The sequence below is a fragment of the Enterococcus avium ATCC 14025 genome (assembly GCF_000406965.1).
GTDB lineage: Bacteria > Bacillota > Bacilli > Lactobacillales > Enterococcaceae > Enterococcus_A > Enterococcus_A avium.
On the sequence record NZ_KE136363.1, the window covers coordinates 355,179 to 368,726 of the forward strand.

At 38.8% G+C, this 13,548-nt stretch carries 13 protein-coding genes; 9 read left to right on the plus strand and 4 right to left on the minus strand.

Annotation, left to right across the window (positions count from 1 at the left end):
• Positions 1-6: 6 nt before the first annotated feature.
• From OMU_RS11960 to OMU_RS11970, 3 genes are all read left to right on the plus strand, one after another.
• Positions 7-435, plus strand: coding sequence for a LapA family protein (locus tag OMU_RS11960; RefSeq protein WP_016180168.1), 429 nt, complete (start codon positions 7-9; stop codon positions 433-435).
• Between the two features lie 94 nt (positions 436-529).
• Positions 530-2,809 (plus strand): single-stranded-DNA-specific exonuclease RecJ, encoded by a 2,280-nt coding sequence (gene recJ, locus OMU_RS11965; protein WP_016180169.1) that lies wholly within the window; start codon positions 530-532, stop codon positions 2,807-2,809.
• Between the two features lie 14 nt (positions 2,810-2,823).
• A complete protein-coding gene (locus tag OMU_RS11970) occupies positions 2,824-3,336 on the plus strand; it encodes an adenine phosphoribosyltransferase (RefSeq protein ID WP_016180170.1) in 513 nt (170 codons plus the stop codon).
• A gap of 103 nt (positions 3,337-3,439) precedes the next feature.
• On the opposite strand, the gene OMU_RS11975 is transcribed toward OMU_RS11970, so the two are convergent.
• Together OMU_RS11975 and lexA are read right to left on the minus strand one after the other, a co-directional pair.
• Positions 3,440-3,706, minus strand: a complete 267-nt coding sequence (locus OMU_RS11975) for a hypothetical protein (protein ID WP_016180171.1) — start codon at positions 3,704-3,706, stop codon at positions 3,440-3,442.
• A 105-nt stretch (positions 3,707-3,811) separates the two neighbouring features.
• Positions 3,812-4,435, minus strand: coding sequence for a transcriptional repressor LexA (lexA, locus tag OMU_RS11980; protein ID WP_016180172.1), 624 nt, complete (start codon positions 4,433-4,435; stop codon positions 3,812-3,814).
• A 132-nt stretch (positions 4,436-4,567) separates the two neighbouring features.
• Here lexA and OMU_RS11985 point away from each other — a divergent pair, with 132 nt between their 5' ends.
• The 5 genes from OMU_RS11985 (at position 4,568) to nth (ending at position 9,979) form a co-directional block, all read left to right on the plus strand.
• Entirely contained in the window at positions 4,568-4,810 is a 243-nt protein-coding gene (locus tag OMU_RS11985; protein ID WP_016180173.1) for a DUF896 family protein, read from the plus strand.
• A gap of 93 nt (positions 4,811-4,903) precedes the next feature.
• On the plus strand, positions 4,904-6,898 hold the full coding sequence (tkt, locus tag OMU_RS11990) for a transketolase (protein ID WP_016180174.1): 1,995 nt from the start codon (positions 4,904-4,906) through the stop codon (positions 6,896-6,898).
• Positions 6,899-7,161: 263 nt separating this feature from the next.
• Positions 7,162-8,505, plus strand: coding sequence for an NADH oxidase (locus OMU_RS11995; protein ID WP_016180175.1), 1,344 nt, complete (start codon positions 7,162-7,164; stop codon positions 8,503-8,505).
• 114 nt (positions 8,506-8,619) lie between these two features.
• Complete coding sequence (locus OMU_RS12000) at positions 8,620-9,333, plus strand: DnaD domain protein (RefSeq protein WP_016180176.1); 714 nt, start codon at positions 8,620-8,622, stop codon at positions 9,331-9,333.
• Positions 9,326-9,979: an endonuclease III gene (gene nth, locus OMU_RS12005; protein WP_016180177.1), complete on the plus strand. Its 654-nt coding sequence runs from the start codon at positions 9,326-9,328 to the stop codon at positions 9,977-9,979. The genes OMU_RS12000 and nth overlap by 8 nt, the downstream gene beginning before the upstream one ends.
• 23 nt (positions 9,980-10,002) lie before the next feature.
• Here nth and OMU_RS12010 read toward each other — a convergent pair whose 3' ends face one another.
• Both OMU_RS12010 and recU read right to left on the minus strand, forming a co-directional pair.
• Positions 10,003-12,291: a PBP1A family penicillin-binding protein gene (locus OMU_RS12010; protein ID WP_016180178.1), complete on the minus strand. Its 2,289-nt coding sequence runs from the start codon at positions 12,289-12,291 to the stop codon at positions 10,003-10,005.
• A gap of 4 nt (positions 12,292-12,295) precedes the next feature.
• The gene (gene recU, locus OMU_RS12015) at positions 12,296-12,901 is read right to left on the minus strand and encodes a Holliday junction resolvase RecU (RefSeq protein WP_016180179.1); all 606 of its coding nucleotides are present in this window, start codon (positions 12,899-12,901) and stop codon (positions 12,296-12,298) included.
• 81 nt (positions 12,902-12,982) lie between these two features.
• On the opposite strand from recU, the gene OMU_RS12020 reads away from it, so the two are divergent.
• Positions 12,983-13,540, plus strand: coding sequence for an SLOG family protein (locus tag OMU_RS12020; RefSeq protein ID WP_016180180.1), 558 nt, complete (start codon positions 12,983-12,985; stop codon positions 13,538-13,540).
• The last annotated feature ends 8 nt before the right edge of the window (positions 13,541-13,548 follow it).

Sequence of the window (13,548 nt, forward strand, 5' to 3'; positions counted from 1 at the left end):
AGCAAAATGAAAAAGCAATGGAAAGTTTTTTTAGGATTCATTTTAGTTTTAGTGATTGTGATCTTCGCACTTTCCAATAGCCAAGAAGTTCCAGTCAATTTCTTGATCAAAAAAATTTATCTTTCTCTAGTTTTAGTGATTATCGGCTCAGCCTTGATAGGGGCTTTGGTTGTTTTATTAACCTCAGGAGCTACTTTCTTTCAACAGCGAAAAGAAATCAAACAGTTGAAAGAGTCGATTCAAAGCTACGAAGCGAATAATGAACAAAAACTAGCGGAAGAAAAAGCGGCTTTTCAACGTGAGCAAGAAAATGAAATGGCAGTGCTGAAAGCTAACTACGAAAGTCTTTTAAAGGAAAAAGATGATGCGTTAGCTGCAATGCAAAGTTCGCAGTCCGAAAAGAAGGAAACTCATCCGATTGATTATTACGATTAAGAGAAGAAGACCTTAGTTAGAAAAAAACTAAGGTCTTCTTCTCTTTCTTGTCTGTTTCTTTTTTGCTATACTAATACGGTTGGGAAGTGATAGAGTGAAAAAAGCAAACTTCGATTGGCAAATTAGAAGCACGAGTCCGATTGATTCTACCTTTAAAGAAGAAATGGTGAGTCAGGGATATAGCGAAACATTTGCAGAACTTTTATGGAATCGAAATATACATACAACAGATGATTTTTCGCAGTTAATAAAAGCAAATATTGATGATTTGCATGATCCATTTCTGATGCACGACATGGACAAAGCGGTAGAACGAATTCAAAACGCTATCATGGAAGGGCAACGGATTTTGATTTACGGCGACTATGATGCAGATGGAATTACGAGCACTTCGATCATGTTAGAAACATTGGAGATGATCGGAGCTGATGTTCACTATGTGTTGCCGAATCGATTTATTCATGGTTACGGACCTAATAAAGAGCTTTTTGCCGAGAAAATAAATGAAGGAATTCAATTAATTATTACAGTTGATAATGGCGTTGCAGGTAACGAGGCCATTGATTTCGCAAATTCACAGGGTGCTGATGTGATTATTACAGACCACCATGAGATGCCGCCAGTTTTACCGGATGCCTATTGTATTGTCCATCCGCGACATCCAGATGGGCATTATCCATTTGGAGAGTTGGCCGGTGCAGGCGTTGCCTTTAAATTAGCGACTGCTTTATTAGAAGAGGTACCGTTAGAGATGTTAGATCTAGTCACGATTGGAACAGTTGCAGATTTAGTTTCAATGACTGGAGAGAATCGAAATCTTGTAAAACTAGGTTTGCAGGCAATTAAGCAAACACAGCGTTTGGGATTATTAGAATTACTGAAGATCAGCAGTGTTGATTTGCAAAAGGTGGACGAGACAAGTATTGGTTTCAGTGTTGGACCAAGATTGAATGCCATTGGACGCTTAGGTGATCCTAATCCTGCTGTCGAGTTAATGACAACGTTTGATGAAGAGGTCGCACATCAGTTAGCTGAAAAATTGAACCAGATCAACGATGAGCGAAAGCAAATCGTGCAGGATATAACTTCCGAAGCAACTGCGCTAGTGAATCCAGAGGATGCTGTTCATTTGATTGCAGCAAAAGGGTGGAATCCTGGTGTTTTAGGAATCGTAGCAGGAAATATTTTAAAACAGACGGGACACCCGACAATCATTTTATCTATTGATGAGAATGGCGTTGCAAAGGGTTCTGGTCGAAGTATCGAAGCTTTAGATTTATTTGGTATGCTAAATACGATGCGTTCTGAATTTACTCATTTTGGAGGACACGCAGCAGCCATAGGATTGACTATGCCAGCAGAGAATATCCCTGTTCTTCGAAAAATGATGAATGACTATATTTCTGCTGAGCAGATCGATTTAAGCAAAGGCACTTCCTTATTAATTGATGAAGTTTTACCTTTATCTGCAATTAATCTGAAATTTGTTGAGGAATTAAAACAGCTAGCGCCTTTTGGAACGGATAATCCAGCACCGCATTTTTTAATCGAAGGAAATATCAATCTATTCAAGCGTATCGGCAGCGATCAGCAACATGTTAAATTCTCAGTGAAAAATGAAGATAGTCAAATAGATGCGATTGGCTTTGGTTTTGGTGACGAGAGCGAAGAAATTCAACAGCCAGATACTAGATTTGTCGGTGACTTAGAAATCAATGAATGGAACGGACAGAAAAAAGTCCAATTTCGTTTGGTCGATTTTGCTTCTGATGGCTTACAGGTAATTGATCGCCGGGCGAAATATACCTGGGATCAAAATATCGAGGGTGATCGAATTCTTTATTTAGCTTTTCAAACGAAAAGTCAGAAATATTTTACAAAAGAGTTGCAAAAAACAGTAACTTTATACGATCCGACAATTACCTGGTCAGACTATGATCAGTTAGTCGTACTTGATTGTCCTGATCAAAAAGATTTATTGAAAGAAATTGCAAACGAAGGAAGCTTTACGCGAATTTATTTATATCTGTACAGTCCTGACGAAGCTTATTTGAATGGATTGCCTAAGCGCGATCAATTTGCAAAGCTTTATCAATTTTTCCGAAAACAACCGCGAGTAGACATTCGTTTTAAGCTGAAAGTTGTGTCGAATTACTTAAGAATCCCGGAAAAGTTATTAGTATTCATGATTCACGTGTTTTCTGAGCTAAAATTTGTTACAATAGACGACGGCGTTTTACAAATGGTAGAAGCTCCACAAAATCGAGCTTTTGAAGAAAGTGAGATTTATCAAAAACGCATAGCTCGAATTGATAGTGAAGAATTTTTATTAATGAATGATATTCAAACAATTAGAAATTGGCTGAAAGGCTAGGAGGAAATACCGAGATGAATTTGAAAGACTATATTGCTAGTATCCCAGATTATCCAAAAGAAGGGATTGTTTTCCGTGATATTTCACCACTTATGGCAGATGGTGAAGCCTATCGGGAAGCAACAAAACAGATTGTTAATTACGCGAAAGAAAAACAAATTGATATGGTTGTTGGACCGGAAGCTCGAGGCTTTATCGTAGGATGTCCAGTGGCATTTGAACTAGGATTAGGTTTTGCACCTGTTCGAAAACCTGGCAAATTGCCTCGTGAAGTAATTGAGGTAGAATATGAAAAAGAATACGGAATGGACACGTTAACGATTCATAGCGATGCAATCCAACCTGGTCAGCGCGTATTAATTACTGATGACCTGTTAGCAACTGGCGGAACAATCAAGGCAACGATCGAACTAGTTGAAAAGCTGGGTGGCATTGTAGTTGGTTGTGCTTTCTTAATTGAATTAGAAGAATTACATGGTCGCGATAAAATTCAAGGGTATGATATCTTAACTTTGATGGACTATTAGAAAAATTTGAGTTGAAGAATTTCTTCAACTCTTTTTTGTGTTCACTTTCAAATGTAACGCAAAAAAAGCTACCAGATGAGAATCTAGCAGCTTGTAAAATAATTTATGCGGACTTGTGATACTGATGATCGTAAGTCACGTAGTAGAAATCTTCGGCTGGTTCCTTATAGTATTGTTCTTCTTCGAACTCTTCTTCATCGTAGTGACGTTCAGCATAGTGCTGTGCATACTTACGTTCATCCCACAACATGAACCAGACAAGAAACAAACCAGAGAAAATAACAACCGTAGCTAAAGAACCTAACTTACCGATCAATAATCCTAGCAACAATACAGCGATAATCAAACCAAATCTTCTTACTGCTTTCATCAATAATCACTCCTATATATAAATACGCGAACGTGTGTTTGTATATCTATTATACGAATGTTTGTTCGTTTTGTAAAGAAAAAAATAATCGGAATGCAATTCCGATTAATAAATATGGTTACGGTACAATCCGACAACTTTTCCAAGAATAGAAACATTATCGTAAATCAATGGTGCTAACTCATCATTTTCAGGTTGTAAACGAATGTGATCAGCTTCGCGATAAAATCTCTTACAGGTTGCTTCATTCTCATCCGTCATAGCGATCACAATCTCACCATTAGTCGCTGTTGATTGTTTTCTGACAATGACGTGATCGCCGTCATAAATTCCAGCGTTGATCATACTTTCTCCGCGAATCGTCAGCATAAACAAGCTGCCTTCTTCGCTTGATAGATCTGGGGGAACTGGAAAGAAGTCTGAAGCTTCTTCTACTGCTAAAATAGGTTCACCAGCGGTAACGACCCCTAACATAGGTATGACTTGCGGAGCCACCCCGATTTTTTCTAATCCAGTAATGGTTAATTCAATTGCTCTTGGTTTTGTTGGGTCGCGTTGGATCCATCCTTTTTTTTCTAATCTGGATAAATGACCATGAACTGTAGAAGTAGATGAAAGATTCACAGCCTCTCCTATTTCTCTAACAGTGGGTGGATAACCTTTATCTTCAACGCGTTCATGAATGAAACGTAAAACTTCTAATTGTTTTGTTTCCGTTCTTTTTGCCAATGCCCGCACCTTCTTTCGTTTTTTTTAGTGTAGCATAGTTATTCAAACAAATCAAACAAGCGTTCGTATTTCTTGGTACTTTCAACTTATTTTTTTTTATGTATAATTAGAAGGGGAAAAGAGGTGCTCAAGATGATTAACGATGAAACTATCGCACGCATTAATGAACTAGCTAAAAAAAAGAAGACAGTCGGATTAACGGACGCTGAAGCTCATGAGCAGAAGGTCTTAAGAGAAGAATACATTGCTTCGTTTCGTAGCGGAATGCGCCATCACATCGAAGGAATGAAAGTCGTCGATCCAAAAGGAAATGATGTCACGCCAGAGAAGTTAAAAAAGATTCAGAAAGAAAAGGGTCTGCACAATAGAAAATAAATCTTTTACTGGTTAAGTGATTGAAATGTTAAAATAAATCGGTTACAATGAATCTGTAATTAAAGTATTTATGACCAAAAAGGAGGAACTAATTTGTTCGACAAAATCGATCAACTAGGTGTAAACACAATCAGAACGTTAAGTATTGAAGCAATTCAAAAGGCAAACTCAGGACATCCAGGTTTACCAATGGGTGCGGCTCCAATGGCTTATGCTTTATGGACGAAGCATTTGAATGTCAATCCAGCAACTTCATTAAATTGGCCTAACCGTGACCGCTTTATTTTATCAGCAGGTCATGGTTCAGCAATGTTATACAGCTTGTTGCACTTAGCAGGCTACCAAGTGACGATTGACGATTTGAAAAACTTCCGTCAATGGGAAAGCAAGACACCAGGACATCCTGAATATCAGCATACAGATGGTGTTGAAGCGACTTCAGGTCCTCTAGGTCAAGGTATTTCAACTTCTGTTGGTATGGCGATGGCTGAAGCACATTTAGCAGCCACTTATAATCGCGATAGCTTCAATGTAATGGATCATTATACTTACGCATTATGTGGCGATGGCGATTTGATGGAAGGTGTTTCCGCTGAAGCTAGCTCTATGGCCGGACACATGAAATTGGGTAAACTAATCGTTTTATATGATTCAAATGATATCTCTTTAGATGGACCAACATCGAAAGCTTTCACTGAAAATGTCGGTGCACGGTACGAAGCATATGGTTGGCAGCATATCTTAGTTAAGGATGGCAATGATTTAGAGGCCATTTCTAAAGCAATTGATGAAGCGAAAGCTGAAACAGAGAAACCATCATTGATCGAGATTAAAACAGTCATTGGTTTTGGTTCACCAAAAGAGGGCACATCAGCAGTTCACGGTGCTCCAATCGGAAAAGATGGAATCGATGCTGCGAAAGCTGTTTACGGTTGGGAATATCCTGATTTCACCGTGCCTGAAGAAGTGGCGAAACGGTTCAAGGAAGAAATCAACGATAAAGGTGCTAAAACAGAAGCAAAATGGGATGCGATGTTCGCAAACTACGAAAAAGCACATCCTGAATTAGCAAAACAATTCAAGGCGGCCTTTGCCGACGAACTTCCTGCAAACTGGGAAGAAGCTTTACCAGTTTATGAAGAAGGTACAGCACAAGCAAGCCGTGTATCAAGCAAAGATGCGATTCAAGCAATCGCCAAAGCTGTTCCTAATGTATGGGGCGGTTCAGCTGATTTATCTGGTTCAAACAATACAACTATCGCTGATGAAAAAGAATTCCAACCTGGTTCTTATGAAGGCCGTAACATTTGGTTTGGTGTGCGTGAATTTGCGATGGCTAGCGCCATGAATGGAATTCATTTACATGGCGGAACACGCGTATATGGAGGAACATTCTTTGTATTTACAGATTACTTACGTCCAGCAGTTCGGATGTCAGCGATTCAGAACTTACCTGTCATTTACGTATTGACACATGATTCAGTAGCTGTTGGTGAGGATGGTCCAACTCATGAACCAATCGAACAATTAGCTAGTGTTCGCTGCATGCCGAATGTCCAAGTGATTCGTCCAGCAGACGGCAATGAAACTTCTGCTGCCTGGATTCAAGCATTAGAAACAAATAACAAACCAACAATCTTAGTCTTAAGCCGTCAAAACTTGCCAGTCTTACCAAATAGTAAAGAAATGGCTAAAGAAGGCGTTTCTAAAGGTGGTTATGTGATTTCTAAAGCTGAGTCAGATACACCCGAAGGTATCCTAATCGCAACTGGTTCTGAAGTGAACTTAGCTGTTCAAGCACAAAAAGAATTGAAAGCTCAAGGAAAAGATGTTTCTGTTGTTTCTCTCCCAAGCTTTGATCTATTCGAAGCTCAAGATGAAGTATATAAAGAATCTGTTTTACCAAAAGCAGTGACAAAACGTGTAGCGATCGAAGCAGCGTCTCCGTTTGGCTGGGAACGTTACATTGGGTCAGAAGGTAAGATGATTGGTATTGATCACTTCGGCGCTTCTGCACCTGGCGATTTTGTGTTAGAACAATTCGGGTTCACTGTTGATAATGTAGTAAATACTTTCAACGAATTATAATAATCAGATTAATTGAACTGAGGAGAATTTTTTCTTCTCAGTTTTTTTACGATTTAATATTAGAAAGCTTCAATTACATAATCGGGAAAGTTTACATAATATTTTTATCGAATGAATCTCTAAACGCGTTTACAAAATTTCCTACATCAAAAGAAAAGTGTGTGTTTGTGAGCAAAATAATTTAGACAGAATATAAAATCTGTTATACTGTCCTTGTGCAAAAGATTGCAAACAAATAAAGAATCAACGAAAGTGGGATGACAATGAAAGTAGTAGTAGTAGGATGTACACATGCCGGTACCGCGGCTGTTAAAAATATTTTAACAAATCACCCAGATGCAGAGGTGACAGTCTTTGAACGGAACGATAACGTTTCTTTCTTATCTTGTGGAATCGCTTTATACGTGGGTGGAGTTGTCAAAGATCCAGCAGGTTTATTTTATTCTAACCCTGAGGAGCTTGCCTCTTTAGGTGCAAAAGTGAACATGGAACACGATGTAACAAACATTGATACAGATACAAAAAAAGTAACAGCAAAAGATTTAAAAACCAATGAAGAAAAAATCGTTGATTATGATAAATTAGTCGTGACAACAGGTTCTTGGCCGATTATTCCGCCAATTAAAGGAATTGATTCTGAGAATATTCTTTTATGTAAAAACTATAATCAAGCAAATGTCATCATTGAGCAAGCTAAAGATGCGAAAAAAGTTGTTGTTGTCGGCGGCGGTTACATTGGAATCGAATTAGTTGAAGCATTCGCTGAATCTGGTAAAGAGGTAACATTGATTGATGGATTATCGCGAATCTTGAATAAATACTTGGATGAACCTTTTACAAGTCGTTTAGAAAAAGAACTGGTTGATCGTGGTGTTACACTAGCTCTAGGAGAAAATGTTGAAGAATTTGTGGCTGACGAAACGGGTACTGTTAAAAAAGTCGTGACAGCAAGTAAAGAATTCGAGGCTGACATGGTAATCTTATGTGTAGGCTTCCGTCCGAATACAGAATTGCTTAAAGGAAAAGTTGATATGTTGCCAAGTGGTGCAATCAAGGTGAATGAATACATGCAATCAAGCGATCCAGATATTTTCTCAGCTGGTGATTCAACAGTTGTTCACTATAATCCAACAGGTCAAGATCAATATATTCCACTAGCAACCAATGCTGTACGTCAGGGAATGTTAGTTGGTCAAAATTTAGTGGAACAAAAAATGAAGTATCGCGGAACACAAGGAACATCAGGACTTTATTTATTTGGCTGGACAATCGGTTCAACTGGATTGACAAAAGAAAGTGCTGCCTTAAATGGAATTGATGCGAACGTCACAGTGATCGAGGACAATTATCGTCCAGAGTTTATGCCGACAACGGAAAAAGTCTTAATGGAAATCGTCTCAGAAAAAGGTACCAATAAGATTTTGGGTGCTCAATTCCTATCAAAGTATGATATCACTCAATCAGCCAACACCTTATCAGTAGCGATCCAAAATGGAATGACGTTGGAAGATTTAGCTTTACAAGATTTCTTCTTCCAGCCTCATTTTGACCGTCCGTGGAATTACTTGAATATCTTAGCGCAAGCGGCGTTAGCTGAAGCAGAATAGAGCCAAAAACAGGAAGGGAGACCTTCCTGTTTTTTTGCTTATTAAGAACTATTCGCTAGTATTGGACTTCCTCTTTTTTTAGTGTAAACTAAAAAAGTGAACGGAGGATTTCTAATGATTTCATTGAAAGAATATTTGTCAGGCGGAGAGACGACAATCTCCAATCTGCTTTTGCAAAATTATACTAAACTTGGGCTAACCACTAATGAGTTTATGCTATGGTTACAACTTTATGCCTCTCACCAAGCTGGCGAAGATTTCCCTGATCTGACCATAATTGCTCAAAATATGGGAAGTACGACCGAAAAAATCTATGCGGCTTTGAATACGCTTGTTGAAAAGGAGTTTGTCTCCCTTGAGACGACATTAGATGAACAGGGAAGACATAGCGATCATTATAATTTACTCCCAGCATTTGAAAAATTGGATGTACTGAAGGAACAACAACGCTTTGAAGCGGAAGAAGAAAATGACTTGGCAGCACAAAAGAAAATGCTGCGCTCCTTTGAGCAGGAATTCGGACGCCCCTTATCACCAATTGAATACCAAAAAATTGGTTACTGGTTAAATGATGACCATTATTCACCATCACTGATCGAATTGGCATTACAAGAAGCCGTCTTGAATCAAGCCTATAATTTCAAATATATTGAGACGGTCTTGCAAAGCTGGGAAAAGAAAAACATTCGATCTAAAGCTCAGGTAGAAGAAGAACAACGACGAAGAAAACAAATTCTACTGCAAAAAGACGAAGACCAAAAGCAATCTGAAGAATTGCCGAAAGTCTCTTTATACAATTGGTTAGAAAGGAAAGATCCCGATGCTTAGCAAAGAGAAAACGATGGAAGCCTTATCGCGAATGTACGACATGTTTCCAGACGCAGTTGGAGAGCTCCATTCTGATTCTCCCTTCCAATTATTGATTGCAGTCATTCTAAGCGCTCAGGCAACAGATGTTTCGGTGAATAAGGCAACACCTGCACTTTTTAAGGCTTATCCTACACCAGAGGCATTAGCTCAAGCGCCGATAGAAGATATTATTGAAAAAATCAAAATGATTGGTTTGTATCGTAATAAGGCGAAGAATATCAAAGCTTGTGCACAGATGCTGCTAGATAATTACGATGGCGTGGTACCAAATTCTCGAGAGGAGTTAATTAAATTACCAGGAGTTGGGCGAAAGACAGCGAACGTGGTTCTTGGTGATGCTTTCGGTGTACCTGCAATTGCGGTTGATACTCATGTTGAACGAGTGACCAAACGTTTAAGGATTTGCAAATTGAACGCTTCTGTAACTGAAGTCGAAGCGACTTTGATGCGTAAAATACCGAAAGATTTATGGGTCAAAAGCCATCATACCTTAATTTTCTTTGGGCGCTATCATTGTACCGCTCGATCCCCAAAATGTGAAATTTGCCCTTTATTAGATATGTGCCAAGAAGGAAAAGACAGACTAAAAGCCGCTCGAAAATAGATCGAGCGGCTCTTTTTGATTAATTATTGTTGTTCATTTTGCACAGCTGGGGTCTGAGTAGGCGGCTGACTACTAGAGGATGGCTGAGATGGTTGCGGATCGGCAGATGAAGCTGGCGTCGGACTTGAACTGGCAGGTGGCACACTGCTGCTGGCCGGCGGAGTCACTGTCGATGATTCAGAGAAACTTGATTCCGATGTTATACTGCTGCTGGAACTCGTGGTTTCGCTGAAAGTGCTATTGCTGTAATAAGAACTTTGATAGGAATAGCTAGGCGCTGGAACTGATGAAGCGCCTTTAACGTAAAGCTCATTTCCGATTCTAAGAACATCATTTGGCATAACCCAATCTTCATTTGAGACATTTTGCGATACATAACTCATCATTTCACGATAAACATCCTGTGCGATATTTTCAGATTGTGAAGTTATTGGCGTCAGTCGCTTATCATAGCCTGCCCAAATTGATAAAGAATAATGGGGAGTATACCCAGTAAACATTACATCTGGCGAAATTGATCCATAATGTGGAATCTTTGCTAATTCATCATCCGTGTAGTTAGACGTTCCAGTTTTGCCAGCTTGGAAAAGGTTAGGAATCTGTGCATAGGTTCCGGTACCCTTTGTAATTACATCTTTTAGCATATCCGTAATCATATAAGCTGTGTAAGGTTCCATTGCTTTTTTTCCTTTGTTTTCAAAGGTTTGTTCAGAACCATCTTGATATTTAATTTTATTGATATAGAGTGGTTCATTATAGGTTCCACCATTCGCAAAGGCTGCATAAGCTGCTGCCATTTTTTCTGTGGAAATGCCATATTTCGTTCCATCTTGTGTCTCAGTGTTACTTGAGATTGCATTCGCTTGTTGTATTTCTTTGTATTGAATGCCCAAGTTTTTCAAGAATTTCGATACATTTTCTGGTCCTACTTCATTGAAAAGCTTCACAGCTGGGACATTTCGAGAATTATACAGAGCCTGACGCAACGTAATATTTCCTTGATAACTATTGTCCCAGTTCTTAACTGCTGTCTTCGTTCCTTCATAATAATAAGGTTGATCGACGATTCGTTCCCCAGTAGATTTTTGCTTATATTCTATAGCTGGACCATAATCGGTTATTGGTTTAACCGTTGAACCAAAATCACGGTTTGTACTTACTGCACGATTCAATCCTAAGTAGACGTCATCAGCGATATTTCGACCGCCAATCTGAGCAGTCACTTTACCAGTCTCACTATCTATTAGGGTAGCAGCTATTTGTAAATCCTCATCAGGATATTGGACATATTCATCCCCATTTACAATCGAATAAAGATGATTCTGTGCGTCAGTATCCAAATTCGTATAGATATCTAATCCGTCAGTATAAACATTTTTGCCCGTTTTGTCTTCAACTTGGGCAATCACTTCTTTGACGTAGTTGTCGGCAACTTTACGTTCCTGATTATCTGTTTCTAAAGGTAACAAGCCTTGATCAATCGGTTCATTGATCGCCGCGTCATAATCCTTTTGAGAGATTTTCTTATTATTAAGCATAGTATAGAGCACTGTATCACGACGCTCTTTTGCAGCATCTGGATGTTTATAGGGATCATAAGAATTAGGTGCTTGTGGCATACCCGCCAATAATGCCGTTTGCGCGATAGTCAGGTGCTGTAATTCTTTACCGAAATATGTTTCAGCAGCTGTCTCCATCCCATACAAGCCATTTGCCATATAAACCTTATTGATATAATAGGTCAATATTTCTTGTTTCGAGTGTTTTTTCTCTAGCTGGATAGCCAACCAAGCTTCCTGTGCTTTACGTCGCAACGTTTTATCGGCTTCTTCAGTAGTTGTTGAAAAGAAGGAAAGCTTAACCAGTTGTTGGGTTAAGGTACTACCACCTTGAAGACCACCTTTGTTGGTTAGATTATGCAAGGCCGATCCGGCGATTCGGACAGGATCCACACCGTTGTGCTTGAAAAAACGACGATCTTCGACGGAAACAATCGCATCATCTAATTCTTGCGGAATTTTATTTGCGCTGACTTTTTCTCGCTTTTCGGCGCCAAGATCTTCAAAAATATTACCATCACTGTCAAAAAGCTTAGAAGAGACCGTTGCTTCTAATTTTTTTTCACTTAAAGCAGGTGCATCTTTTACATAGTAGAAAAAGATGCCGATACCAGTGAGTAATGCGACGCAAAGCAGCCCAACGATTGCGATCGCAATTTTCAGCCCAATATGACGATTCTTTTTATTTTTTTGTTTAGGTTCCTTTCCTTGAGAGGTCCGCTTTTTTTTCTGCGAACGTGAGGGATTAGCCATTTGATTAACTCCTTTTTTCAAGATATTGTTCCACCGCTGTTAAATAAGGGATTCTTGGAGCAATTTGCGGTGTGATCTCGATACCAACTGTTTCTATGTGTTCTAGCGGTATTGATTTTTTGCCATTTTCTTGACTCTGCCAATAGTTTACCAGTTCTTCAGCAGAAAGAAAAAAGCAACGATTCAAGCTTGAAAACCAAAGTAGAACAAAACAAATCGCCCTTTGCTTCAGACATTGCTGCATATGAGTGATCTGATGCTGATGAAAATTCTTTAGCGGGAAAGAGCGTTTGTTTTTTGTTTCCTTTGCTTCAAAATCTAAATAGTATCCTTGATAAACGCCATTATAATCAGTTGTGGAAGGTTGTCTGAAATAGGCTTCCTTAATAACTGCGGTACTCCGTTTTGGATAATCGACCTTAACAATCTGAAGTGGCGTTGGCTTTTTATGGACAACTGCCTTATCATGGGTTAAGTAGTATTCATTGCTTTGATTGATTGCTTCTTCAAAGCGCATACCGCGATTAGCAAACGTTGTTTCTTTTTGTAATGAACGTTCTCGTGGATTCTTTTGTGAAAAGAGCTGACCATTGGGGTAGTGAAAGGCCATATTTCATCACACTCCTGTTTGCTATTATAGCAAATTTTTTTGAAAGATATTTTATTTTTAAGTGAAAGTAAGGAAAATGCAATGAATGAAACAATACAGCGAGTATACGTAACAGGATATCAGAGCTATGAGCTAGGAATCTTCAGTGAACAGGACCCTCGTGTGCAAGTCATTAAGAATGTTTTAAAAAAAGAATTGACGGCTTTGATCGAAAATGGTCTTCAGTGGGTAATGATCAGCGGTAGTCTTGGTACAGAGATTTGGACAGGGCAGGTAGTCAATGAATTGAAGCAAGATTATCCTGAAATAAAATTAGCGATTATTTTTCCATTTGAAGCGTTTGGAAATAACTGGAAAGAACATAATCAATTACTTTTGAGCGAGCTTGTACAAACCGCGGATTACGTGGATTCGGTCAGTCATCAACCCTATCAGAATCCTCAACAATTTAAAAATCATGTAAATTTTTTACTGCAGCACACTGAGGCAGCATTGTTAGTATATGATAATGAGTATCCTGGTAAAAGCAAATTCTTTTTAGCTGATGTAGAAAAATTTCAAGAACAAAATCCCTACGATTTGCTTACAATTACGATGGATGATTTAGAAAATTCCTCAGACTTCGGGGATAGTGTTTGATTTCCTTA